23 protein-coding genes are annotated in these 24,776 nt (G+C 68.9%); 20 read left to right on the top strand and 3 right to left on the bottom strand.

What is annotated here, in order from left to right; genetic code table 11:
• Positions 1-44 precede the first annotated feature (44 nt).
• From BOSE46_RS18100 to BOSE46_RS18090, 3 genes are read left to right on the top strand one after another with little or no spacing between them, the layout of a single operon-like run.
• Positions 45-236, top strand: a complete 192-nt coding sequence (locus BOSE46_RS18100; RefSeq protein ID WP_159541560.1) for a hypothetical protein — start codon at positions 45-47, stop codon at positions 234-236.
• Positions 237-277: 41 nt separating this feature from the next.
• Positions 278-3,163, top strand: a complete 2,886-nt coding sequence (locus tag BOSE46_RS21625; RefSeq protein ID WP_159541559.1) for a helix-turn-helix transcriptional regulator — start codon at positions 278-280, stop codon at positions 3,161-3,163.
• 28 nt (positions 3,164-3,191) lie between these two features.
• A complete protein-coding gene (locus tag BOSE46_RS18090) occupies positions 3,192-3,950 on the top strand; it encodes an SGNH/GDSL hydrolase family protein (RefSeq protein WP_159541558.1) in 759 nt (252 codons plus the stop codon).
• A 57-nt stretch (positions 3,951-4,007) separates the two neighbouring features.
• Here BOSE46_RS18090 and BOSE46_RS18085 read toward each other — a convergent pair whose 3' ends face one another.
• Positions 4,008-4,421 (bottom strand): hypothetical protein, encoded by a 414-nt coding sequence (locus BOSE46_RS18085; RefSeq protein WP_159541557.1) that lies wholly within the window; start codon positions 4,419-4,421, stop codon positions 4,008-4,010.
• Between the two features lie 87 nt (positions 4,422-4,508).
• On the opposite strand from BOSE46_RS18085, the gene BOSE46_RS18080 reads away from it, so the two are divergent.
• On the top strand, positions 4,509-5,282 hold the full coding sequence (locus BOSE46_RS18080; RefSeq protein WP_159541556.1) for a helix-turn-helix domain-containing protein: 774 nt from the start codon (positions 4,509-4,511) through the stop codon (positions 5,280-5,282).
• Here BOSE46_RS18080 and BOSE46_RS18075 read toward each other — a convergent pair.
• Positions 5,279-6,535, bottom strand: coding sequence for an isochorismate synthase MenF (locus BOSE46_RS18075; protein WP_159541555.1), 1,257 nt, complete (start codon positions 6,533-6,535; stop codon positions 5,279-5,281). The two genes, BOSE46_RS18080 and BOSE46_RS18075, sit on opposite strands and share 4 nt — an antisense overlap.
• A 33-nt stretch (positions 6,536-6,568) precedes the next feature.
• On the opposite strand from BOSE46_RS18075, the gene BOSE46_RS18070 reads away from it, so the two are divergent.
• Positions 6,569-7,261 carry a demethylmenaquinone methyltransferase gene (locus tag BOSE46_RS18070; protein WP_159541554.1) on the top strand — a complete coding sequence of 231 codons (693 nt, stop codon included), beginning with the start codon at positions 6,569-6,571 and terminating at the stop codon, positions 7,259-7,261.
• Here BOSE46_RS18070 and BOSE46_RS18065 read toward each other — a convergent pair.
• Positions 7,258-7,875: a hypothetical protein gene (locus BOSE46_RS18065; RefSeq protein WP_159541553.1), complete on the bottom strand. Its 618-nt coding sequence runs from the start codon at positions 7,873-7,875 to the stop codon at positions 7,258-7,260. The two genes, BOSE46_RS18070 and BOSE46_RS18065, sit on opposite strands and share 4 nt — an antisense overlap.
• Before the next feature lie 247 nt (positions 7,876-8,122).
• Here BOSE46_RS18065 and BOSE46_RS18060 point away from each other — a divergent pair, with 247 nt between their 5' ends.
• The 15 genes from BOSE46_RS18060 (at position 8,123) to BOSE46_RS17990 (ending at position 24,743) form a co-directional block, all read left to right on the top strand.
• Positions 8,123-8,482 (top strand): NADH-quinone oxidoreductase subunit A, encoded by a 360-nt coding sequence (locus tag BOSE46_RS18060; RefSeq protein WP_056209772.1) that lies wholly within the window; start codon positions 8,123-8,125, stop codon positions 8,480-8,482.
• A 102-nt stretch (positions 8,483-8,584) separates the two neighbouring features.
• Complete coding sequence (locus BOSE46_RS18055) at positions 8,585-9,139, top strand: NADH-quinone oxidoreductase subunit B family protein (RefSeq protein WP_149688694.1); 555 nt, start codon at positions 8,585-8,587, stop codon at positions 9,137-9,139.
• Positions 9,139-9,888, top strand: a complete 750-nt coding sequence (locus tag BOSE46_RS18050; RefSeq protein ID WP_159541552.1) for an NADH-quinone oxidoreductase subunit C — start codon at positions 9,139-9,141, stop codon at positions 9,886-9,888. Before BOSE46_RS18055 ends, BOSE46_RS18050 begins: the two co-directional genes overlap by 1 nt.
• Positions 9,885-11,216, top strand: coding sequence for an NADH-quinone oxidoreductase subunit D (locus BOSE46_RS18045; RefSeq protein WP_159541551.1), 1,332 nt, complete (start codon positions 9,885-9,887; stop codon positions 11,214-11,216). Before BOSE46_RS18050 ends, BOSE46_RS18045 begins: the two co-directional genes overlap by 4 nt.
• Positions 11,216-12,010: an NADH-quinone oxidoreductase subunit NuoE gene (gene nuoE, locus BOSE46_RS18040; protein ID WP_159541550.1), complete on the top strand. Its 795-nt coding sequence runs from the start codon at positions 11,216-11,218 to the stop codon at positions 12,008-12,010. The genes BOSE46_RS18045 and nuoE overlap by 1 nt, the downstream gene beginning before the upstream one ends.
• Positions 12,003-13,322 (top strand): NADH-quinone oxidoreductase subunit NuoF, encoded by a 1,320-nt coding sequence (gene nuoF / locus BOSE46_RS18035; RefSeq protein ID WP_159541549.1) that lies wholly within the window; start codon positions 12,003-12,005, stop codon positions 13,320-13,322. The genes nuoE and nuoF overlap by 8 nt, the downstream gene beginning before the upstream one ends.
• The gene (locus tag BOSE46_RS18030; RefSeq protein ID WP_159541548.1) at positions 13,319-15,718 is read left to right on the top strand and encodes an NADH-quinone oxidoreductase subunit G; all 2,400 of its coding nucleotides are present in this window, start codon (positions 13,319-13,321) and stop codon (positions 15,716-15,718) included. The genes nuoF and BOSE46_RS18030 overlap by 4 nt, the downstream gene beginning before the upstream one ends.
• A complete protein-coding gene (gene nuoH / locus BOSE46_RS18025; RefSeq protein WP_159541547.1) occupies positions 15,715-16,950 on the top strand; it encodes an NADH-quinone oxidoreductase subunit NuoH in 1,236 nt (411 codons plus the stop codon). Before BOSE46_RS18030 ends, nuoH begins: the two co-directional genes overlap by 4 nt.
• Before the next feature lie 79 nt (positions 16,951-17,029).
• Positions 17,030-17,620 carry an NADH-quinone oxidoreductase subunit NuoI gene (gene nuoI, locus BOSE46_RS18020; protein WP_159541546.1) on the top strand — a complete coding sequence of 197 codons (591 nt, stop codon included), beginning with the start codon at positions 17,030-17,032 and terminating at the stop codon, positions 17,618-17,620.
• Positions 17,621-17,646: 26 nt separating this feature from the next.
• On the top strand, positions 17,647-18,387 hold the full coding sequence (locus BOSE46_RS18015) for an NADH-quinone oxidoreductase subunit J (RefSeq protein WP_159542925.1): 741 nt from the start codon (positions 17,647-17,649) through the stop codon (positions 18,385-18,387).
• Entirely contained in the window at positions 18,384-18,677 is a 294-nt protein-coding gene (gene nuoK / locus BOSE46_RS18010; RefSeq protein ID WP_159541545.1) for an NADH-quinone oxidoreductase subunit NuoK, read from the top strand. Before BOSE46_RS18015 ends, nuoK begins: the two co-directional genes overlap by 4 nt.
• A gap of 10 nt (positions 18,678-18,687) precedes the next feature.
• Positions 18,688-20,565, top strand: coding sequence for an NADH-quinone oxidoreductase subunit L (gene nuoL / locus BOSE46_RS18005; RefSeq protein ID WP_159541544.1), 1,878 nt, complete (start codon positions 18,688-18,690; stop codon positions 20,563-20,565).
• A complete protein-coding gene (locus tag BOSE46_RS18000) occupies positions 20,562-22,109 on the top strand; it encodes an NADH-quinone oxidoreductase subunit M (protein WP_159541543.1) in 1,548 nt (515 codons plus the stop codon). The genes nuoL and BOSE46_RS18000 overlap by 4 nt, the downstream gene beginning before the upstream one ends.
• Positions 22,106-23,731, top strand: coding sequence for an NADH-quinone oxidoreductase subunit NuoN (gene nuoN / locus BOSE46_RS17995; RefSeq protein ID WP_159541542.1), 1,626 nt, complete (start codon positions 22,106-22,108; stop codon positions 23,729-23,731). The genes BOSE46_RS18000 and nuoN overlap by 4 nt, the downstream gene beginning before the upstream one ends.
• 22 nt (positions 23,732-23,753) lie before the next feature.
• Positions 23,754-24,743, top strand: coding sequence for a polyprenyl synthetase family protein (locus tag BOSE46_RS17990; RefSeq protein ID WP_236551796.1), 990 nt, complete (start codon positions 23,754-23,756; stop codon positions 24,741-24,743).
• Positions 24,744-24,776: the final 33 nt, after the last annotated feature.

Below are 24,776 nucleotides of genomic sequence, written 5' to 3'. Positions count from 1 at the left end.
GTCGCCCGATGTGGGCGCCTACCTCACAGGACGACTCTGGAGTCATGATCCTGAATCCAGAACACTTCGTCCCTCTCGAGGTCAGCCGCCACCACGCAGCCGCCCTCGCCCTGTCCGAGCTGTCGCGCCACGAGCGTGACCGCAGCGGATTCGCCCCGCGGCGTACCCGGAAGGCGCGCCGCGGCCTCGTCGTACGCGTCGTGAGCATGACGGTGGGGCGGACGGCACACGTATGACCGTCGCCCCCGTGTCGGCTGCTTCCGACATGATTGGGGACATGGCCAACGACCGCGCGCCCGCCACGCCCCTCATCGGACGCGTCCGCGAGCTCGAGCAGCTGCTCGAGGCGGCCGGTGTGACCGACCCCGCCGCACGTGACGTCGTGCTGATCGGCGGCGACGCCGGCATCGGCAAGACCCGCCTGCTGCGCGAGCTCGGTGCTCGCGCGCGCGCCGCCGGCCACCGCGTGCTGGCGGGCCACTGCCTCGACCTCGGCGACAGCGCCCCGCCCTACCAGCCGTTCTCCGAGGCGTTCGCCTCCGTCGATGACGCCGAGCGCGACGAGCTGGCTTCACGTTTCCCGGCCCTCGGCCCGCTCCTGCCCTGGCCCACGTCCGCCCCCGGTGACGGCGTCGAGCGTGCCGAGCTGTTCGCCTCCGTCGTTGCCGGGCTCGACTCGCTCGCCGCCGACCAGCCCCTGCTCCTCGTGATCGAGGACGCCCACTGGGCCGACGCCTCGACCCGCCACCTCATCCGCTTCGTCCTGTCGCACGGCTTCCACGGCCCGGTGCACGTCGTCGTCAGCTACCGCGCCGACGACCTCCACCGCCGGCACCCTCTGCGCCAGGCACTCTCGGAGTGGGTACGCCTCCCGGGCGTACGCCGCATCGAGCTCGAGCCGCTCGATGACGCCGACGTGGTCGACCTCATCCGTGCGCACGGTGCCGATGCGCTGGAGAGCGACAACCTGCTCGCGGTCGTACGCCGTGCGGCCGGCAACGCGTTCTTCGCCGAGGAGCTGCTCGATGCCGGCCTCTCCAGCGCCGACGGAGCGCTGCCCGAGACCCTCGCCGACCTCCTCCTGATGCGCCTCGAGCGGCTCGACGACAATGCCCGCCGGCTCGTACGCGCTGCGGCGTGCTCCGACGCGCGTCACGACTACACGGTCCTCACGCGTGTCGTCGGGCTCAAGGAGGACGAGCTCGACGACGCCCTCCGCTCCGCGATCGACCACAAGGTGCTGACGCGGGTGGGCGACGACTCCTACTGGTTCCGTCACGCCCTCCTGGCCGAAGCGGTGCGCGACGACCTGCTGCCCGGCGAGCGCCGACGCATCCACGCCGCCTACCTCGAGGCACTCACGTCGGAGGGTCGTCACGGGCCGGCCGCCGAGATCGCGCTGCACGCCCTCGGTGCCGGTGAACGAGAGCGCGCCTTCCTGGCCAGCGTCCAGGCAGCCGAGGACGCGCAGCGGTTGTCGGGCTATGACGAGGCGGCGCAGCACTACGAGCAGGCCCTGACGTTGGTCGATGCCGCGCCGGCCGACGCCGACCTGGTGGGGCTCGTGATCGACGCCGCCTCGACACTCGTCACATCGGGGCGCCTGCTCCGTGCGGTCGAGCTCCTGCGTGACCACCTCAACCAGCTGCCGTCCAGCGCGTCTCCCGAGACGCGTGGGCGACTCCTCGTGGCGATCGGCGACACCGCCTACTACGCCAATCTCGACAGCGAGTCCGAGCGGGCGAGCCTCGAGGCCGTCACCGTCGTGCCCGACGAGCCGACCGAGCTCAGGGCCGAGGCTGCGGCACTGCAGGCACGCACCGCGTCCAACCGGCGGCGCAACGACGAGGCGATCGAGTGGGGCGAACGAGCCCTGGCGATCGCCGAGCAGATCGGCGCGGCCGACGTCATCGCCGACGCCAAGGCGACGCTCACCCGCGTGATGGTGCGCACGGGCGACGACCCCGAGAAGGCCAAGCGTGGCTTCCTCGAGCTCGTCCAGGTCTCCCGCGCCGACGGCCACGTGCTCGGCGAGCTGCGCGGGCTGCACCAGCTGGCTTTCGTGCACTACAACGCCGGTGAGCTCGACGATGCCGAGGGCGCGTTCCGGCAGGGCATGATCCGCGCCTCCGAGACCGGCTGGGCGTGGGGACCCTACGGGTTCGACGGCCGGTTCTACTCCGCCCTGATCTGCTACATGCGCGGACGGTGGGACGAGGCGCTCGCCCTCCGCAACGTCGGTGCCGATGCGCCGGCCATCCCGGACGCCTCGCTGGCTGCGATCGCCCTCATGGTGCACGCCGGGCGCGGCAACGTCGACGAGATCGAGCGCACCCTCACGATGCGCTCGCTGTGGCGTCACGAGGTCTCTGCGTCCGTCCATGCGACGTCGGCCCTGATCGAGCTGCACGGCGTCGCCGGTGACCTGTCCGCTGCCCGGCGAGCGTTCGACGATCTCACCGACCTGCAGGTCCGGGCCTGGGACGAGCAGCTGTTTCCCGGTGGCATCCGCCTCGCAGCGCTGTTGATCGGCCAGTACGCCACGGCGGCACCCACCCTGGGACGAGCCGAGCAGGCGCCACTGCTCGAGGAGGCCGCGGAGCTGGCCGGGTTCGCCGACCGCGTGGCGGCCGCGATCGACCCCATGGGTCCCGAAGGCGTGGCCTGGCAGATCCGCGTGCACGCCGAGCACGCGCGGCTGCGCTGGCTGTGTGGGGTCGACGCGCCGGAGGTCGACGAGCTGACCGACCTGTGGCGGCGTGCCCACGAGGCATTCGTGGGCATGGACGACCCCTACGAGACTGCGCGGTCGGCCACGCGGCTGGCCGCGGTGCTCCTGACCGCCGGCGGCGAGGCCGAGGGCAAGCAGCTCCTCGGCGAGGCGCGCGCGACGGCAGAGCGCCTCGCGGCTCGGCCGCTCTTCGACGAGATCAACGGCCTGTCGCGCCGGCCCGCCAAGTCTGACGTCGAGCTGACCCCGCGCGAGCGCGAGGTCCTCGAACAGGTCAGCTCCGGCCGCAGCAACGGGGAGATCGCCTCGAGGCTGTTCATCAGCACCAAGACCGTGTCGGTGCACGTCTCCAACATCCTCGCCAAGCTGGGCGCCTCGGGCCGCACCGAGGCGGCGGCGATCGCCCGCCGCCGCGGACTCCTCGATGACTGACGCCTGCGCGACTGGCTAGCCTGACCCCGTGCCATTTCATCGCTACGTCGCGCTCGGCGACTCGTTCACCGAAGGCGTCGGCGACAACGACGCCACCTTGCCCAACGGCGTACGCGGGTGGGCCGACCGGATCGCCGAGGTGCTGGCCGGCGACGACTTCACCTATGCCAACCTCGCGATCCGCGGCAAGCAGCTGCTCCCGATCCTCGCGGAGCAGATCGACCCGGCGCTGGAGATGAAGCCCGACCTGGTCAGCATCTACGCCGGTGCCAACGACGTCCTGCGACCTCGGATCGACATCGACCGGCTCGTCGCGGCCTACGACCTCGCGCTGGGCCGGCTGGCCGACGCCGGCGCGCACCTGCTGCTGTTCACCGCGTACGACCCGGGTGGCTCGCCGGTATTCGGTGCGCTGCGTGGCCGGTTCGCGATCTACAACGAGCTCGTCCGCCAGGTCGCCGACAAGCACGGCGCGACACTCGTCGACTTCTGGCGCCTGCGCGACTACCGCGACGACCGGTTGTGGGACGTCGACCGCATGCACATGTCGAGCCTGGGCCACCAGCGCATGGCGATCGCGGTGCTGGACGCGCTCGGCGTCGAGCACGCCCTGACGATGCCCGAGCTGCCGCGCGTCACAGCCCTCACCGCCAAGCAACGGCGAGCCGCCCATCTCGAGTGGGCCAAGGCTCATGCCGCGCCGTGGGTCAAGCGCCGCCTCACCGGCGTCTCCTCCGGCGACAACCTCAGCCCGCGCTGGCCGACCCTCACTCCCGTCGAGCGGTGACTGAGGGCCCACCGCGGCGGTTCGCATGGGCCCTAAGTCACCGCTCGCGGTGGAGGGTCAGGGCGTACGCCGCAGGGCCGTGAGCTGCAGCGCCGCGAACGCCGCGACGAGCGCGGCCTGCATGATCGTCCAGACCTGACCGGTCGAGGTGAGGTCGAACCAGCCGAACGCCACGACGGCGACCGACCCGACGGCCCAGGCGATGTTGACCTCGGCGGCGAACATCGCCCAGCCGCGCGGGATCGGCCGGCGCGTGCCGGTGACCGCGAGGATCGCCGCGCACACCGCGAGGAATGCGCCGATGGCGACGAAGTGACCCGGCGACGGCCCGAGCAGCGAGTCGAGGACGGTGGCGCCGGCGACGTACGCCAAGGCGTTGGCGCCCGTGATGGTGGCATCGAGGAGGAGCGCGGTCCTGAGGCTGACCGGGCTCGTGGTGGCAGTGACGGTGTGTGTCGTTGTCGAGTTCATGCCGATGAGTCTGTGCAGCCCAGGTAGTCCCCGCAATTACCTTCGGGGTCATGGTCCAGCGCGGCCGGATCCGGAAGAGTGGCCGGCATGACCACCGCGACCGCTGCCTCGCCCGTCGGCTCCTTGCTCCGTGAGTGGCGCCAGCGCCGGCACTTCAGCCAGCTCGACCTGTCGATCGAGGCCGGCATCTCGTCGCGCCACCTGAGCTTCGTCGAGACCGGGCGTTCACGCCCGAGCCGGGCGATGGTGCTGCAGCTGGCCCAGACCCTCGACGTGCCGAAGCGCGAGCAGAACCAGCTCCTCATCGCCGCCGGCTTCGCCCCCGCATTCGCCGAGCGACCGATCGGCGACCCGGACCTGTCGGCGATCCGCGCCGGCCTCGACCGGATCCTGACGGCGTACGAGCCCTACCCGTGCCTGGTCGTCGATCGCGGCTGGAACATGGTCATGGCCAACGCCGGGGTCGCGCCGATCCTCGACGGCGTGGCGCCGCACCTGCTGGAGTCGCCGAACGCGTTGCGCATCAGCCTGCATCCTGAAGGCCTCGCGCCACGCATCCTCAACCTCGCCGAGTGGCGGTTCCACGTGCTCGGCCGCCTGGCCCGCGAGGCCGCGGCGAGCGGCTCCGAGCCGCTTCGCGCCCTGCATGAGGAGCTGTTGGCATACCCGGGTGGGATGCAGGCCGGCGCCGACGACGGCGGGGTCGCCGTCTCGATGGTGCTGGACTCGCCCGCCGGACCGATGTCGTTCATCAGCACCGTGACGACATTCGGCACGGCGCTGGACCTGACCGCTGCCGAGCTCAGCATCGAGGCGTTCCTGCCGGCCGACGACGCCACCGCGAAGGCGCTGCAGAGCTAGTCGCGCGGGGTCAGCGCGTCGCGGACCGGGATGAGCTTGGCGTTGGACTCCGCGAGCTCGTCGGCCGGCACGGAGTCGGCGACGATCCCGCAGCCGGCGAACAGCCGTACGACCGAGCCGTCGCCCTCGACCTGGGCGGACCGCAGGCCGATGCCCCATTCGCCGTCGCCGGACGCCCCGATCCAGCCCACCGGGCCGGCGTAGCGACCGCGGTCAAGCAGCTCGATCTCGGCGATCAGCTGCACGGCCTCGGCAGTCGGCGTGCCCCCGACGGCCGCCGACGGGTGCAGCGACGCGGCCAGGCTGAGGGCGCTGGCGTCGTCACGGATCACGCCGGTGACGTCGGTCGCGAGGTGCATGACGTTGGGCAGGTGCAGCACGAACGGCGTCTCGGGCACGTTCATGCTGGTGCAGTGCGGCGCCAAGGCATCGGCGACCGACCGGACGGCGTACTCGTGCTCCTCGAGGTCCTTGCTGGACCGGGCGAGGGAGCCGGCGAGGGCCAGGTCGTGGGCGTCGTCGCCCGTACGCCTGATGGTCCCGGCCAGCACGCGAGACGTGACCAGGCCGCGCTCCAGCCGTACGAGCATCTCCGGCGTCGAGCCGAAGAACCCGTCGACGTGGAACGTCCAGCAGCTGGGGTAGTCGGCGGCGAGACGGGTCAGCGGTGCGCGTACGTCGAGGGGCTCGGCGAGGGTCGCGACGAGGTCGCGAGCGAGGACGACCTTGTCGAGCCCGCCCTGCTCGATCCGCCGCACCGCCTCGCCGACGAGGCCTTGCCACGTGACGCTGTCGACGGGTCCGTCCGCGAACGTCGTGCCGGCCGGCTCCACCGGAGCCGAGGCCGTGAGGGCCGGTGCGGAGCTGATGCCGAGGCCGATGACCGTGATCCAGGCGGCGCCGTCGCGGCGACCGACGACGACCTCGGGCACGACGAGCGTGCTGCCCTCCGCGTCGTCGGTGAAGGTGAAGGAACCGAACGCGACCAGTCCGGAGCCGGGCACGTCGACGTCATCGCGTACGACGGCGTGGGCCGACAGCTCGCGCCACCAGTCGGAGGCATCCGTGAACCGCTGCGGTCCGGCAGTGGAGAACTCCGCCGCGCGGCCCCAGCCGACCAGTCCGTCACCACCGTGGACCCACGCGAGGGCATCGCTCGGGGGGAGGAGCGCGAGCAGCGGGCCGGGGTCGTCAATCGGCGCCGAACGGACCAGGAGTGGTGCCGTCGCTGCATCGACAGCAGGGTTGCTCACAATGATCGAGCCTACCCGTGGCAGGGTGGGAAGGTGAGCCGAGCCGGTCTGGACAAGGAACCCCACGACGTCGCGAAGATGTTCGACGGGGTCGCCGAGAAGTACGACGTGACCAACGACGTGCTGTCTCTCGGGCAGGACCGGCGCTGGCGCAAGCGCGTCGTCGAGCTCGTCGACCCGCAGCCCGGCGAGAAGATCCTCGACCTCGCCGCCGGTACCGGGACGTCGAGCCAGCCGTTCGCCGACGCGGGCGCGACGGTCGTGCCGTGCGACTTCTCGATCGGCATGCTCGAGGTCGGCAAGCGGGAGCGTCCACGGCTGGCCTTCACCGCCGGCGACGGGATGCTGCTGCCGTTCGGCGACGAGACGTTCGACGCCGTCACGATCTCGTTCGGGCTGCGCAACATCGTCGACCCGATCGCGGGACTGCGCGAGCTCTTCCGGGTGACCAAGCCGGGCGGCCGCATCGTGGTGTGCGAGTTCAGCACGCCGACGTGGGGACCGTTCGAGGCGATCTACTCCAACTACCTCATGCGCGCGCTGCCGCCCATCGCCCGCAAGGTCTCGTCCAACCCCGAGTCGTACGTCTACCTGGCCGAGTCGATCCGCGAGTGGCCCGACCAGAAGGGGCTGGCGCTGCGCATGGTCGAGGCCGGCTGGGGCCGGGTCGAGTGGCACAACCTCTCCGGCGGCATCGTCGCGCTGCACCATTCATTCCGCCCCTAGGACGCGAAGCGCGCCGGTGCCTTGAACCGCTTGACGGCACCCGCGACGATGCGTCCTTCGACGGCATCCCAGAAGGAGTCCGCTCGCACCCACAGCACCCGGCTCAACGACGCAGTCCAGCCCGTGTGCGGCGAGTGGGGATGTGGCCTCGTCGGGCTGCCCGCCTCCGAGCCCGCGAGCTGGCGCGCGAGATGACCTCCTGCGCGCGGACCCAGCTCCGCGGCGACATCCTCGACCAGCGCCAGCTCGATCGCCATGAGCTCATGGAGTTCGTGCCGCAGGCCTGCCCACACGTACGACCACGGCAGCTCGATCGACCGGGATGCCCCGTAGAGCCGGCGCTTGGCCTGGGCGACCGATCGCTCGAGTTGCCGGGCCTGACGGATGTAGAGCCGCACGCGGCGGCGACCCTCCGGCAACCCGCGTCGGGCACGGGGCAGGATGACGGCGCACGTCGCCGAGACGTGCCGGCAGGCGTGGATCATGAACGCATCAGTCATCTGCATGACCACGCGGGTCGCCTGGCGATCCTGCACCGCGCGGCCGACGGCGGTGAGCTGGTCGTCGAGCGCGCGGTGCGAGCCCGCGATGGCTGTCAGCAAGGGATCGTGCATGTCGCGCACCTCGTTCTGTGGATGGGGGTCATGAGGTGTTCGTCGCCGACCTCTGGGATGATCGGTGCCGGTGTGACCCAGGTCTCAAACCGTGGGTTTGGGTCGACGCCGCGCGAGGTTAGTGTGACCTCAGTTACAAGGTCCGTGCGACGGGCGTAGGGTGAGACCGTGATCACGTTGTGAAGCAATTCACAAGCGCACGAACACACACAGCTCTTGCTCTGTCGGTTGAAGCCTGGGAGGTGCCGTGACGGCTTACACGCCGATCATCGTGCTGGGAGCCATCGCGGCCGCATTCGCCATCGGCAGCGTCGCGATCGCGCCGCTGACCGGGCCCAAGCGCTACAACCGCGCCAAGCTCGACCGTTACGAGTCGGGCATCGAGCCCAGTCCGTTGCCCGAGGGCGGCGGCAAGGTGTCGATCCGCTACTTCATCATCGCGATGCTGTTCATCGTGTTCGACATCGAGATCATCTTCCTCTACCCGTTCGCGGTCGCCTTCGACGCGCTCGGGTGGTTCGGGCTGATCGAGATGTTCATCTTCATGCTGACGGTGTTCATCGCCTATGCCTACGTATGGCGCCGTGGAGGCCTCGAATGGGACTGAGCGAAGCGAAGGACCAATTCAGCACAGCACGTTCCGGGCCCCGCGTCGGGCACGGCCTTCGAGTGAGGACGCGGGCGCACTACGAAACGAGGAGTGGCCGACGTGGGAATTGAAGAAAAGCTGCCGTCCGGAGTTCTGCTGTCGACGGTCGAGGGACTCGCCGGCTACATGCGCAAGGCCTCGTTCTGGCCCGCGACGTTCGGGCTGGCATGTTGCGCGATCGAGATGATGACGTTCGGCGCCCCGCGGTTCGACTCGGCGCGCTTCGGCATGGAGGTCTTCCGGCCCTCGCCGCGCCAGGCCGACCTGATGATCGTCGCCGGCCGGGTCAGCAACAAGATGGCCCCTGTCGTGCGCCAGATCTATGACCAGATGGCCGGCCCCAAGTACGTCCTGGCGATGGGCGTCTGCGCGAGCTCGGGCGGCATGTTCAACAACTACGCGATCGTCCAGGGCGTCGACCACATCGTGCCGGTCGACATGTACCTCCCCGGCTGCCCGCCGCGCCCCGAGATGCTGATCGACGCGATCCTCAAGCTGCACGACCAGATCCAGCACGAGAAGCTCGGCGTCAACCGCCTCAACGAGATCAAGCAGGACGAGAAGGTCGCCCTCCTGGCCACGCCGACCTCGGCGATGAAGGGGCTCATGCGCTGATGGTTGACGCAAAAGGCAACAAGGACGAGCGGGACAAGGGCACCGAGACCCAGGACGGCTCGCACGAGACGCAGTCGGAGCTCGTCAAGAGCGACGCAGTCGAGCTCGAGATCGTCGAGGTCCGCGAAGGAGCCTTCGGCATCCACGGCACCGGCGACACCACGGGCTTCGGCGGCCTGACCCGGCCGGTCATCATGCCCGGCGCCAGCCAGCGTCCCTATGGCGGCTGGTACGACGAGGTCGCCGACCAGCTCGCGACCATCACGGAGCTCGACGAGGCGATCGAGAAGGTCGTCGTCGACCGCGGCGAGATCACGTTCTTCATCCGCCGGCACAAGCTGCTCGACACCGTGACGCACCTGCGCAACGACCCGGTGCTGCGCTTCGAGTTCTGCTCCAGCGTGAGCGGGGCGCACTTCCCCCACGAGACCGGGCGCGAGCTGCACGTCGTCTATCACCTGCTCTCGATGACCCACAATCGGCGCATCCGGCTCGAGGTCGTCGCCCCCGACGAAGATCCCCACATCCCGAGCGTCGTCAGCATCTACCCGACCGCCGACTGGCAGGAGCGGGAGACCTGGGACATGTTCGGCATCGTCTTCGACGGCCACCCCGCACTGGCCCGCATCCTGATGCCGGACGACTGGCCCGGCCATCCGCAGCGCAAGGACTATCCGTTGGGCGGAATCCCCGTCGAGTACAAGGGCGGCACGATCGCCCCGCCCGACCAGCGGAGGAGCTACTCATGACCGAGACCGTGAGCGACCCGTACGCCAGCACGACCGATTCCGCCGAAGGGCCGGTCTTCACCGTCACGGGCCAGGACTGGGACACGATCGACGCCTCGGCCGTCGAGGGTGACCACCTGGTCATCAACATGGGCCCGCAGCACCCGTCGACCCACGGCGTGCTGCGCCTGATCCTCGAGATCGACGGCGAAACCGTACGCGATGCCCGTGCCGGTGTCGGCTACCTGCACACCGGCATCGAGAAGAACATGGAGTACCGAACCTGGACGCAGGGCGTGACGTTCTGCACCCGGATGGACTACGTCGCACCGTTCTCCAACGAGGCCGCGTACGTCATGGCGGTCGAGAAGCTGCTCGGCATCGAGGCCCCCGAGAAGGCCCAGGCCATGCGCGTCCTGCTGCTCGAGCTCAACCGGATCTCCTCGCACCTCGTGTGCCTGGCGACCGGCGGCATGGAGATCGGCGCCCTGACGGTCATGACGTGCGGGTTCCGCGACCGTGAGCTGATCCTCGACCTCTTCGAGATGATCACGGGCCTGCGCATGAACCACGCGTTCTTCCGCCCCGGCGGTGTCGCACAGGACCTGCCGGCCGGCGCGATCGAGAAGCTGCGCTCCACGGTCCGGCTGCTCAAGAAGCGGCTGCCCGAGTACGCCGCGCTGTGCAACGCCAACCCGATCTTCAAGGGCCGGCTCAAGGGCGTCGGCCACCTCGACCTCGCCGGCTGCCTCGCACTGGGCCTGACCGGACCGGTGCTCCGGGCCACCGGCTACGACTGGGACCTTCGCAAGAAGCAGCCCTACTGGGGCTACGAGACGTACGACTTCGACGTCGTGACCCGCGACGAGCCCGACGCCTACGGCCGGTTCCGCGTCCGCCTCGACGAGATGTGGGAGTCCATCAAGATCGTCGAGCAGGCCATCGAGCGGCTCGCCGGCATGGAGGGCCAGCCCGTCATGGTGGCCGACAAGAAGATTGCGTGGCCGTCGCAGCTCAGCGTCGGCTCGGACGGTCAGGGCAACTCCGCCGAGCACATCAAGCACATCATGGGCGAGTCGATGGAAGCGCTGATCCACCACTTCAAGATCGTGACCGAAGGCTTCCGGGTCCCGGCCGGTCAGGCGTACGCGAGCATCGAGGCGCCTCGCGGCGAGATCGGCTGCCACCTCGTCTCCGACGGCGGCACGCGGCCCTATCGCGCGCACTTCCGCGATCCCTCGTTCGTCAACCTGCAGGGCACGTCGGTCATGAGCGAAGGCGGCATGCTGTCGGACGTGATCGTCGCGATCGCCAGCATCGACCCCGTCATGGGGGGAGTGGATCGCTGATGACACTCACCGACACCACGCTGGGTGAGCTGCGCGAGCTCGCCGGACGCTACCCACAGTCACGCAGCGCGCTGCTGCCGATGTTGCACCTGATCCAGTCGACCGAGGGCAACGTCACCAACGAGGGCATCGAGGTCTGCGCCGACATCCTCGGCATCAGCGCCGCGGAGGTCTCCGGCGTCGCGACGTTCTACACGATGTACAAGCGCCGCCCCATGGGTGAGCACCACGTCGGCGTCTGCACCAACACGTTGTGCGCCGTCATGGGCGGCGACCTGATCTTCGAGCGGCTCAAGGGCCACCTCGACGTCGGCAACGACGAGACGACCGAGGACGGCAAGGTCACCCTCGAGCACATCGAGTGCAACGCAGCGTGCGACTTCGCGCCGGTCATGATGGTCAATTGGGAGTTCTTCGACAACCAGACGCCCGACTCGGCGATCGAGGTCGTCGACAAGCTCCGCGCCGGTGAGCCGGTGCAGGCCACGCGCGGCGCGACGATCACGTCGTGGCGCGAGGCCGAGCGCGTGCTCGCCGGCTTCGAGGACGGCCTCGCCGACGAAGGTCCGGCCGCTGCCGGGCCCTCGCTCGCGGGCCTCGAGATCGCCGCCGAGCGCGGCTGGTCCGCTCCCTCGGTCGACGATGCCAAGAAGGCCTCTGCCGGCGACGCGAGCGAAGCGGCCGCCGACTCCAAGACGGGTGCCGCCGAGCAGGCCGACACCTCACGCGCCGAGTCCGAGACCAAGGTCGAGGAATCGCCCGCCGACACTGCCGAGGAGGGCAAGGATGACTGACACGCTCACCCCGGTGCTCAGCGCCGACTGGGGCACGGATCGCGCGTGGACCCTCAAGGCGTACAAGAAGGCCGGTGGCTACTCCGCCCTCGAGACCGCCCTCAAGATGGCACCCGACGACCTCATCAGCCTGGTCAAGGACTCCGGCCTGCGCGGTCGCGGTGGTGCCGGGTTCCCGACCGGCATGAAGTGGAGCTTCATCCCGCAGGACAACCCCAAGCCGAAATATCTCGTCGTCAACGCCGATGAGTCAGAGCCGGGCACCTGCAAGGACATCCCGCTCATGATGGCCACGCCGCACACCCTGATCGAGGGCGTCATCATCGCGGCCCACGCGATCCGGGCCAAGACCGCGTTCATCTACGTGCGCGGCGAGGTGCTGCACGTCGTACGCCGCCTGCGCGCCGCGGCGCGTGAGGCCGCCGAGGCCGGCTACCTCGGCACAGACATCCTCGGCTCGGGCGTCGACCTCGAGCTCATCATCCACGCCGGCGCCGGTGCCTACATCTGCGGCGAGGAGACCGCGCTCCTCGACTCGCTCGAGGGTCGCCGCGGGCAGCCCCGCCTGCGTCCGCCGTTCCCCGCCGTCGAGGGCCTCTATGCGTCGCCGACCGTCGTCAACAACGTCGAGTCGATCGCCTCGGTGCCGTCGATCGTCAAGAACGGCATCGACTGGTTCGGCTCGATGGGCACCGAGAAGTCCAAGGGCTACACGCTCTACTCCCTCTCGGGACACGTCGCCCGCCCCGGCCAGTACGAGGCGCCGCTCGGCATCACGTTGCGCGAGCTGCTCGACCTCGGCGGCGGCATGCGCCCCGGCAGCGAGCTCAAGTTCTGGACGCCCGGCGGCTCGTCGACCCCGATCCTGACTGCGGAGCACCTCGACATCCCGCTCGACTACGAGGGCGTCGGCGCGGCCGGCTCGATGCTGGGCACCAAGGCGCTCCAGGTCTTCGACCAGACGACCTCGGTCGTACGGTGTGTGCTCCGGTGGACCGAGTTCTACAAGCACGAGTCCTGCGGCAAGTGCACGCCGTGCCGCGAAGGAACGTGGTGGCTCGTCCAGACCCTGCAACGCCTCGACGAGGGCCAGGGCAAGGACGGCGACATCGAGCTGCTGCTCGACCTGTGCGAGAACATCCTGGGCCGCTCGTTCTGCGCCCTCGGTGACGGCGCCACGAGCCCGATCACGTCGGCGATCCAGTACTTCCGCAGCGAGTTCGAGTCCGGCCTGCACACGCCGTCGCGTGAGCTCTTCCCGCCGGCGGCCTCGACCCTGTTCGCCCCCCAGACCGTCGGAGGCAAGGCATGACAGTCGACGAGGTTTCGACAGGCTCAACCGGCGCTGCCCCGGTCGAGCTCGTCACGCTGACGATCGACGACGTCGAGGTCAGTGTCCCCAAGGGCACGCTCGTGATCCGCGCCGCCGAGCTGATCGGCACCGAGATCCCGCGGTTCTGCGACCACCCGCTGCTCGACCCGGTCGGCGCCTGCCGCCAGTGCCTCGTCGAGATCACCGACGCCGGCAACGGCCGCGGATTCCCCAAGCCGCAGGCATCCTGCACGATCGAGGTCGCGGCCGGCATGGTCGTCAAGACGCAGGTCACGTCGCCCGTCGCCGAGAAGGCGCAGCGCGGCAACATGGAGTTCCTGCTGATCAACCACCCGCTCGACTGCCCCGTGTGCGACAAGGGCGGCGAGTGCCCGCTGCAGAACCAGTCGATGACGCACGGCCAGGGCGAGACCCGCTTCACCGAGGTCAAGCGGACGTTCCCCAAGCCCATCAAGGTGTCCGAGCAGGTCCTGCTCGACCGTGAGCGCTGCGTGCTGTGCGCCCGGTGCACCCGCTTCTCCGAGCAGATCGCCGGCGACCCGTTCATCGCCCTGATCGAGCGCGGTTCGCAGCAGCAGGTCGGGATCTACGAGGAGGAGCCGTTCAGCTCCTACTTCTCGGGCAACACGATCCAGATCTGCCCCGTGGGCGCCCTGACCAGCGCTGACTACCGCTTCCGCGCCCGCCCGTTCGACCTCGTCTCGACCCCGTCGATCGCCGAGCACGACTCGAGCGGCTCCGCGATCCGCGTCGATCACCGTCGCGGCCGGGTCATGCGCCGGCTCGCCGGTGACGATCCCGAGGTCAACGAGGAGTGGATCACCGACAAGGACCGCTTCGCGTTCACCTACGCCACGGTCGGTGACCGCATCACGACGCCGCTCGTCCGCAACCCCGAGACCGAGCAGCTCGAGCCGGCCTCGTGGCCCGCAGCCCTGGCGGCCGCGGCCAAGGGCCTCGCCGCAGCCGAAGGCAAGGTCGGTGTGCTGCCCGGCGGTCGCCTGACCACCGAGGACGCGTTCGCCTACAGCAAGTTCGCGCGCACGGTGCTGCGTACGAATGACATCGACTTCCGCGCCCGCGCCCACTCCGAGGAGGAGGCGCAGTTCCTCGCGTCGCGCGTGGTCACGACGTCGCTGGACGTCACGTTCGCCGATCTCGAGAAGGCGTCGACCGTCGTGCTGGTCGGCCTGGAGCCCGAGGACGAGAACGGCAGCATCTTCCTGCGGCTCCGCAAGGCATCGCGCGCCGGCCTCAAGGTCGTGGCGATCGCGAGCCACGCGACCCGCGGCCTGCGCAAGATGTCCGGTGAGCTGGTCCAGACGATCCCGGGTCACGAGCCGGCGGCCCTGGCCGCGCTCCAGCTCGACCAGGACGCGATCTTCCTCGCCGGTGAGCGTCTCGCCATGGTCCCGGGCGGCTTCAGCGCCCTCGTCGCCGCGGCCGACAAGGCTGGAGCCCGCATCGCGTGGGTCCCGCGGCGCGCCGGTGAGCGTGGCGCGGCCGAGACCGGCTGCCTGCCCGACCTGCTGCCCGGTGGCCGCCCGCTCGACGACGTCGAAGCACGTACCGACCTGGCCGCGGCCTGGGGCGTGCGAACGGTCCCTGCGCGTCGGGGCCGCAACACCACCGAGATCTTCGAGGACACCCGGTTCGGCACGGTCCACGCGCTGCTGATCGGCGGCGTCGAGATCAACGACCTGCCCGATCCGGCTGCCGCTCGCCGGGCGCTCGCCAGCGCCGACTTCATCGTCAGCCTCGAGGTCCGCGAGAGCGAGGTCACCGAGGTCGCCGACGTCGTCCTGCCGGTCGCCCCGGTGGTCGAGAAGCCCGGCAGCTTCGTCAACTGGGAGGGGCGCGTCCGTACGTTCGACGCCGTCCTCCACGAGCCCAACTCGCTGACCGACATTCGTGTCCTGGCCGGCCTGGCCGAGGAGATGGGCCAGCCGCTCGGCTTCCGTACTGTCGCCCAGGTCCGGGCCGCCATGCAGGAGCTCGGCCCGTGGGACGGCGAGCGCATCGGGGTCCCGACCGTGGAGCCTGACACGACGGCCGCGCCCAAGCGCGCCGTGGTGCTCGACACCTGGCGCCTCATGATCGACGACGGCCGCGGCCAGGACGGCCAGCTCGAGCTCAAGGCGACCGCCCGCCCGGCGGTGCTGCGGGCCAGCGAGGCCACGCTCAAGGCATTCGACGTCGAGCCCGGCGGCATGGCGACGCTGTCGACCGATGCGGGCATCGTCAGCTTCCCGACCGAGGTCGCCGAGCTGCCCGACGGTGTCGTCTGGGCACCGGCCAACTCCGGCGCCAGCCTGCACAGCGCACTCGGCGCCGGCTATGCCGATCACGTGACGATCAGCGGAGGAGTCGCATGAACCCCCTGTTCGGGCACGACCCGTTCTGGGTGGTCCTGCTCAAGTCCGTCCTGATCTTCGTCGTGCTGGTCGTCTACACGCTGTTCAACATCTGGTTCGAGCGTCGTGTCGTGGCCAAGATGCAGCACCGCATCGGCCCCAACGTCCACGGTCCCTTCGGACTGCTGCAGAGCCTCGCCGACGGCGTCAAGCTCGCCCTCAAGGAGGACATCGTCGTCAAGGCGGCCGACAAGGTCGTCTACATCCTGGCGCCGATCCTCGCGACGATCCCGGCGTTCCTGGCCTGGGCCGTCATCCCGTTCGGGCCCGAGGTCACGATCCCGTTCACCGACCAGAAGACGATGCTGCAGCTCACCGACCTGCCGGTCGCGGTGCTCTACATCCTCGCCGTGACCTCCATCGGGGTCTACGGCATCGTGCTCGCCGGCTGGTCCTCGGGCTCGATCTACGCCCTGCTCGGCGGCCTCCGCTCGAGCGCTCAGATGATCTCGTACGAGGTCGCGATGGGCCTCTCGCTCGTCTCGGTGTTCATGTACGCCGGCTCGATGTCGACGTCGGAGATCGTGTCGGCGCAGCACAGCATGTGGTACTTCGTGCCGCTGTTCCCGTCGTTCGTCATCTACCTCATCGCGATGGTCGGCGAGACCAACCGCGCCCCGTTCGACCTCCCCGAGGCCGAGGGCGAGCTCGTCGGCGGCTTCCACACCGAGTACTCCTCGCTGAAGTTCGCGCTGTTCTTCCTCGCCGAGTACGTCAACATGGTCACCGTCTCGGCCCTGGCCACCACGATGTTCCTCGGCGGCTGGCGGGCACCGTTCGGCATCTCCCACATCTGGGAAGGCGCCAACGAGGGCTACTGGCCGCTGCTGTGGTTCTTCGGCAAGACGCTGTTCTTCATCTTCATCTTCGTCTGGCTCCGCGGCACCCTGCCCCGCATGCGCTACGACCAGTTCATGAGCTTCGGCTGGAAGGTCCTGATCCCGGTCGCACTGGCATGGATCGTCGCGGTCGCCTTCATCCGCAAGCTCAAGAGCGAGGGCATGCTCGACGACCCCAAGGTCTTCATCGGCGTCGCCGTCGCTGCCGGCGTGCTGATCCTCCTGACGTTCCTGATCCCCGAGAAGAAGGAGCCGGAACCGTCGCCAGAAGATGAAGACGCCGAGGTCGACGCCTTCGCCGGTGGCTATCCCGTACCGCCCATCACCGCACCCCCCACGAGGAACGAACGATGAGTGAGCGCCAGCGAACGAATCATGTGGCAGCGATCATGTCGTTGCCTCGATACCGTGCCTTTCCAGTCGAGGTGACGACATGAGCAATCCGATCCGTGAGACCCTCTGGGACCCGATCGCCGGATTCGGCGTGACGTTCCGGACGATGTTCCGCAAGACCGTGACGGAGCAGTACCCGTTCGAGAAGAAGCCCACGGCGCCGCGATTCCACGGCCGGCACCAGCTCAACCGCTGGCCCGACGGCCTCGAGAAGTGCATCGGCTGCGAGCTGTGCGCCTGGGCCTGCCCCGCCGACGCGATCTACGTCGAGGGCGCCTCCAACACCGAGGGCGATCGGCACAGCCCCGGCGAGCGCTACGGCCGCGTCTACCAGATCAACTACCTGCGCTGCATCCTCTGCGGCCTGTGCATCGAGGCGTGCCCGACCCGCGCGCTCACGATGACCAACGAGTACGAGCTGGCCGACAACAACCGCGCCGACCTGATCTACGAGAAGAACGACCTGCTGGCACCGCTGCTGCCCGGCATGGTCGAGCCGCCGCACGAGATGATGATCAGCGACGATCACCAGGACTACTACCGCGGCAAGTCGCTGCCGATCTTCCCGATCGACTCGGCGCTGAATGCGGACGTGAATCCGGGTCCCGCCGAAGGCGGAGGTGCCGTGTGACCGCGTTCTGGTGCCTCGCGCCGATCATGGTGATCGCCGCGCTCGGCCTCGTCTTCGCCCGCAAGGCCGTGCACGCCGCACTCTGCCTGGCGGTCGTCATGATCAGCCTCGCGGTGCTCTATGCCGCGCAGGGTGCGCCGTTCCTGTTCGCGGTGCAGATCATCGTCTACACCGGCGCCATCATGATGCTGTTCCTGTTCGTGCTGATGCTGGTCGGCGTCGACTCCTCCGACGCGGTCAAGGAGACGATCGGCGGGCAGCGCCTCGCGGCCGCGATCATCGGCCTGATCTTCGGCGTCACCGTCGTCCTCGCGGTCGGCCAGACCGTGTCAGGCGTCGTCGTGGGGCTCAAGGCCGCCAACGGCAACGGCAATCCGTACGGACTCAGTGAGCTGCTGTTCGGCAAGTACGTCCTGGCGTTCGAGTTCACCAGCGCCCTGCTGATCACCGCCGCGCTGGGGGCCATGGTGCTGGCGCACAAGGAGCGCCTCACAACCCGGCACTCGCAGGCCGACATCTCCGCGCGCCGCATGCGCGAGTACGCAGAGTCCGGCCGCCACCCGGGTCCGCTGCCGGCGCCCGGCGTCTTCGCCCGTCACAACGCGGTCGACACCCCGGCATTGCTGCCCGACGGCTCACCGCTCGAGAGCTCGATCTCGGACAGCCTCGTGGCTCGCGGTCAGGTCCGTGACGGCTTCGAGGACGACATCGACAAGGTCGTCGAGCAGCTCGACGACGACGAGCAGGGACTGGGAGGCGAGAAGTGAACGAGTACATCACGCTGTCGCTGATCCTGTTCACGATCGGTTGCGTGGGCGTCCTCGTCCGCCGCAACGCGATCGTGGTCTTCATGTGCATCGAGCTCATGCTCAACGCGACCAACCTCGCGTTCGTCAGCTTCTCCCGGCAGAACGGCAATCTCGACGGGCAGGTGGCGGCGTTCTTCGTCATGGTCGTCGCGGCCGCCGAGGTCGTCGTCGGGCTGTCGATCATCGTGTCCATCTATCGCGCGCGTCGTTCGGCCTCGGTCGACGAGGCGAGCCTCTTGAAGTCGTAGGGGGAGCACGATGTTCGATCTCCAATGGCTGCTGATCGCCATCCCACTGGCGAGTGGCCTCGGCCTGCTCGTGTGGGGCAAGGAGGGCGACCGGTTCGGTCACCTCATCGGCACGGTCGCCTCGGCGCTGTCGTTCCTCTTCGGCGTCGTGCTGTTCGCGTCGCTGCTCGGCAAGGACGGTGAGGACCGGTCCCAGTCGACCAAGCTGTTCACCTGGATCGACGCCGGATCGTTCCACGTCGACATGGGCTTCACGTTCGACCAGCTGTCGGGCCTGTTCGTCCTGCTCATCACGGGCGTCGGCACGCTGATCCACGTCTACTCGATCGGCTACATGGCGCACGACGAGCGCCGTCGCCGGTTCTTCGCGTTCCTCAACATCTTCATCGCCGCGATGCTGACCCTCGTCCTGGCCTCTGACTACCTCGTGCTGTTCCTCGGCTGGGAGGGTGTCGGCCTCGCGTCGTACCTGCTGATCGGCTTCTGGCAGCACAAGGACTCGGCCGCGGCAGCCGCCAAGAAGGCTTTCGTCGTCAACCGCGTCGGCGACCTCGGCATGGCGCTCGGCATCATGCTGATGTTCACCGAGTTCGGCACCTCCTCGATCCACGCCGTCAACGGCGCCATCACGGGCGCCTCGGGGTCGGTCGCCACGGCGCTCGGCCTGCTTCTGCTGCTCGGCGCGTGCGGCAAGTCCGCCCAGGTGCCGCTGCAGAGCTGGCTGCTCGACGCGATGGAGGGCCCGACCCCGGTCTCGGCCCTGATCCACGCCGCGACGATGGTCACCGCGGGCGTCTACCTCGTCGTACGCTCCAACGGCATCTTCGACGCGTCCGAGGCCGCCCGCACGGCGGTCATCGTCGTCGGCCTCGTCACGCTGCTCGCCGGAGCCTGGATCGGTTGCGCCAAGGACGACATCAAGAAGGCGCTCGCCGGCTCGACCATGAGCCAGATCGGCTACATGATGCTGGCGGCCGGCCTCGGCCCCGCCGGCTACGCGTTCGCGATCTTCCACCTCATCACGCACGGCTTCTTCAAGGCCAACATGTTCCTCGGCGCCGGATCGGTCATGCACGGCATGAACGACGACGTCGAGATGCGCCACTACGGCGGCCTGCGTACGTTCATGCCGATCACGTTCGCGACGTTCGGCCTCGGCTACCTCGCGATCATCGGTGTCCCGCCGTTCGCGGGCTTCTGGTCCAAGGACAAGATCATCGAGGCGGCGTTCGGCCAGAACGTCTGGGTCGGCCTCGGCGCCCTGCTCGGCGCCGGCGTCACGGCGTTCTACATGACCCGCCTGATGATCATGACGTTCTTCTCCGAGAAGAGATGGCGCGAGGAGGTGCATCCGCACGAGTCGCCCCGCGTCATGACCTGGCCTCTGATCGGTCTCGCGGCACTGTCCGCCGTCGGCGGCATCCTGCTCGTCAGCGACTGGATCAGCGAGTGGCTCGAGCCCATCACGGGGCACGCCGAGCACGAAGAGCTCGCGATCCCGGCGATCGTCCTGACACTGATCATCACGGTCGTCGTGCTGATCGGTGTCGCTGCTGCGGTGTTCTTCTACAACCGCGAGCCGATCGCCGCCGAGACGCCGGCCGACAGCTCGGTGTCGATCTTCGCCCGCGCCGGTCGCCACGAGCTCTACGGCAACGAGCTCAACGACGCCGTGGTCGTACGCCCGACACGTCACCTCACCCGGTTCCTGGTGTGGTTCGACGGCAAGGGCGTCGACGGCTTCGTGACCGGCGTCGCCGACCGGCTCGGTGACACCTCACAGTTCCTGCGCAAGCCGCAGACCGGCTACGTCCGTTCGTACGCACTCACGATGTTCGGCGGCGTTGCCGTCCTCGTCCTTGCCCTCCTGGCGGTGACCCTCGCATGATCCTCTCGATCCTCGCCGCGACTCCGATCGCGGGAGCGTTGCTCCTCGCGCTCCTGCCTCGTGAGGCCGCACCGCACCACCGGGCCAAGTACGTCGCGCTCGGTGTCTCGCTCATCACGCTCGTCCTGTCCCTCGTCGTCATGGCGAAGTTCGACCAGGACGCCGGCGGCTACCAGCTGACCGAGAAGCACGAGTGGATCAAGGTCTTCGGCGCCTACTACTCGCTCGGCGTCAACGGCATCGGCATCACGCTGATCCTGCTGACGACGATCCTCACGCCGATCGTGATCCTCGCGGCGTTCGGTGACCGGCTGCCGGACCCCAAGAGCACCAACGCCTACTTCGCCTGGATGCTCGCGGTCGAGGGCCTCGCGATCGGCGCGTTCGCCGCGACCGACGCGTTCCTCTTCTACGTCCTGTTCGAGGCGACCCTGATCCCGCTCTACTTCCTGATCGGCTCGTTCGGTGGGCCCAACCGGTCGTACGCCGCGGTGAAGTTCCTGATCTACAACCTCGTCGGCGGCCTGCTGATGCTGGCGTCGATCGTCGGTCTCTACGTCATCAGCGCCCGCCAGGGCGACGCGTCGTTCCTGCTGAGCGACCTGCAGAACCTCGACTTCAGCACCAACACCGAGCGCCTGCTGTTCCTCGGCTTCATGGCCGCGTTCGCGATCAAGGCACCGCTGTGGCCGCTGCACACGTGGCTGCCCGACGCCGCAGGCCAGGCGACCCCGGGCACCTCGGTGCTGATGGTCAGCGTGATCGACAAGATCGGCACGTTCGGCATGATCCGCTGGTGCCTCGGGCTGTTCCCCGGTGCCTCCGACTGGGCCAGCCCGGTCGTTATCGTGCTCGCGGTCATCAGCATCCTCTACGGTGCACTGCTCGCGGTCGGCCAGGACGACATCCGCCGGCTCATCGCGTTCACCTCGGTGTCGCACTTCGGCTTCATCATCCTCGGCATCTTCGCGTTCACCACGACGTCGCTGGCCGGCTCGACGCTCTACATGTTCAACCACGGGCTCTCGACCGCTGCGCTGTTCCTCGTGACCGGCATGATGATCGCCCGCCGTGGCTCGGCGCGGATCTCCGACTTCGGCGGCGTCCAGAAGATCGCCCCGATCATGTCCGGAGTCCTGTTGGTGGCTGGCCTGTCGAGCCTGTCGCTGCCGGGCCTCGCGCCGTTCATCTCCGAGTTCCTGGTGCTGGCCGGTACGTTCACGAGATCGATCCCGGCCGCAGCATTCGCGACGCTGGGCATCGTGCTCGCGGCCCTCTACATCCTGATCATGTACCAACGCGTCATGACCGGTCCGCTCAAGCCCGGCAACGAAGGCGTGAGCGATCTGGACCACCGCGAGATGGCGTCGTTGACTCCCGCGATCATCCTGATCGTCGGCCTCGGCTTCTTCCCGCAGCCGCTGCTCAACGTCATCAACCCCGCGATCGACGACGTGATCAGCCATGTCGGCAAGGGTGACCCAGCACCCAAGACGCCCGTCAACATCGATGACTCAGCTGCGCAGGAAGGGGGCCACGAATGATCGCCACGTTCGCGACCGCGACCGACCTGCCCGACATCGCCGCGCCGGACATCGAGTACGCCCTGCTGGCGCCGATCTTCATCATCGCGGGTGCCGCGGTCCTCGGCGTCATCGTCGAGGCGTTCTGGCCCCGCAGCAGCCGCTTCCTGGTGCAGACCGGCATCGCCGTCGTCGGCATTATCGCAGCCTTCATCGACACGGTCTGGGTGTTCCAGGACCTGGACCCCGTCAAGGACGCCTCCCACCTCGCGCGCGGCAAGATCGCCGCCGAGGGCGCCCTCGCGATCGACGGTCCCGGCGTCTTCGCCTGGGGCATCCTGCTGATCTTCGGGCTGCTGAGCATGCTGCTGTTCGCCGAACGCCGCCTCGAGGGCGGGCTCAGCGGGTTCACCGGCCGCGCGGCCGACGCACCGGGATCGGCGGCGGAGGTCGAGGCGATCAAGCACCGCGTCGAGCACACCGAGGTCTTCCCGCTCGCGCTGTTCGCGCTGGTCGGCATGATGCTGTTCGCGACGTCGAACGACCTGCTGACGATGTTCGTGGCACTCGAGGTGCTGAGCCTTCCGCTCTACCTGCTCTGTGGCCTCGCGCGCCGTCGCCGGCTCATGAGCCAGGAGGCCGCGCTCAAGTACTTCCTGCTGGGTGCGTTCTCGTCGGTGTTCTTCCTCTACGGCATCGCCCTGACGTACGGCTACTCGGGCAGCTTCCGGCTCTCCGACATCGACGTCGCGGTCACCAACCGCTCGGACAGCGAGAACATGCTGCTCGCCGCGACCGCCCTGATCGCGGTCGGCCTGCTGTTCAAGATCGGCGCCGTGCCGTTCCACACCTGGACGCCGGACGTCTACCAAGGCGCGCCGACCCCGGTCACCGCGTTCATGGCCGCCGGCACCAAGGCCGCTGCGTTCCTGGCCCTGCTGCGCGTGTTCTTCGTGGCGTTCGGCGGCTCGTCGTGGGACTGGCGCCCGACGATCGTCGCGGTCGCCATCATCACGATGTTCCTCGGCGCGGTCGTCTCGATCTCGCAGACCGACGTCAAGCGCATGCTGGCCTACTCGTCCATTGCCCACGCAGGCTTCCTGCTGGTCGGCTTCACGGGTGCCTACATCGGGTCGAGCGACTCCTCGCGGGTCACCTCGACGTCGAGCATCCTGTTCTACCTGACGGTCTACGGCGTCTCGTCGATCGGCGCGTTCGCGGTGGTGACCCTCGTACGCGACTCCGGTGGCGAGACGACGCACCTGTCCAAGTGGGCCGGGCTCGGCAAGAAGTCGCCGCTGCTGGCAGGGTCGTTCGCGCTGTTCATGCTGTCGTTCGCGGGCATCCCGCTGACCGGCGGCTTCATCGGCAAGTGGACGGTCTTCAGCGCAGCCTGGTCCGGCGGCTTCTGGTGGCTCGTCGTGATCGGTGTGCTCGTCAGCGCCCTGGCGGCCTACTTCTACGTCCGGGTCATCGTGCTGATGTTCTTCACCGACCCCGTCGGCGAGGGACCGACCGTCGCGGCACCGAGCATCATGACCACCGGTGTCATTGCCGTGGCTGTGATCGTCACCCTGGGACTCGGTATCATTCCGGGACCGGTGCTGGATCTCGCGCAGCATGCGGGCGCCTTCGTGCGCTGATCCGTCCCCCAAGGAGTTCTGCGTGTCCCGTCTGGGTGTCTCGTTCACCGACCCCGCCCTGGAAGCACGCGTCCTGGCGGGGGTCGAACAGGTCGAGGAGCAGCTCGCCGCGGCCGTCGACAGCCCGGAGAAGTTCGTCGCCGAGGCGGCGGCGCACCTGCTCAACGCCGGCGGCAAGCGGTTCAGGCCATTGCTGGTCATGCTCAGCGCCGAGTTCGGCGAGTCAGCCAACCCTGACGTCGCCCGCTCTGCCGTCGTCGTCGAGCTGACCCACCTCGCGACGCTCTATCACGACGACGTCATGGACGAGGCCGACAAGCGTCGCGGCGCCCCGAGCGCCAACGCGCGCTGGGACAACTCGGTCGCGATCCTCGTCGGTGACTATCTTTTCGCGCAGGCCTCCGACCTGGTGTCCGACCTCGGGCCCGAGTCCGTCCGCATCCAGGCGCGTACGTTCTCCCGCCTCGTGCAGGGCCAGATCCGCGAGACCCTCGGCCCGGCCGAAGGCGATGACGCCCTCGCGCACTACCTCTCGGTGGTCGCGGACAAGACCGGATCGCTGATCGCCACCGCGGCGCTGTTCGGCGCCAAGATGGCCGGCGCACCCGTTGACGTGCAGGAGACGCTCAGCGAGTTCGGCGAGCGGGTCGGCGCGGCGTTCCAGCTCAGCGACGACATCATCGACATCGCCAGCGAGACCGGCGACTCCGGCAAGACGCCCGGCACCGACCTGCGCGAGGGCGTGCCCACGCTGCCGACGCTCATCGCGCTCCGGTCGACCGATCCCGAGAGCGAGCGGCTGCGCTCGCTGCTGGCCAAGCCGCTCACCGACGACGCCGAGCTCGACGAGGCGCTCCGACTGCTGCGCGTGCACCCCGCGATGACCGAGGCCCGGTCGTACGTACAGGCCGAGGCGGATGCCGCGAGCGCGCTGCTCGCCAAGCTCCCCGACGTACCGGCCCGTGCAGCGCTGCAGGCCCTCTGCGACACCGTCGCCACCCGCCTGGGCTGATCTCGCAATTCCGGCCCGCGCCGGCTCGTTGAT

The organism is Aeromicrobium sp. 9AM, assembly GCF_902506105.1.
GTDB lineage: Bacteria > Actinomycetota > Actinomycetes > Propionibacteriales > Nocardioidaceae > Aeromicrobium.
This window is presented reverse-complemented; position numbering and strand designations above follow the sequence as displayed.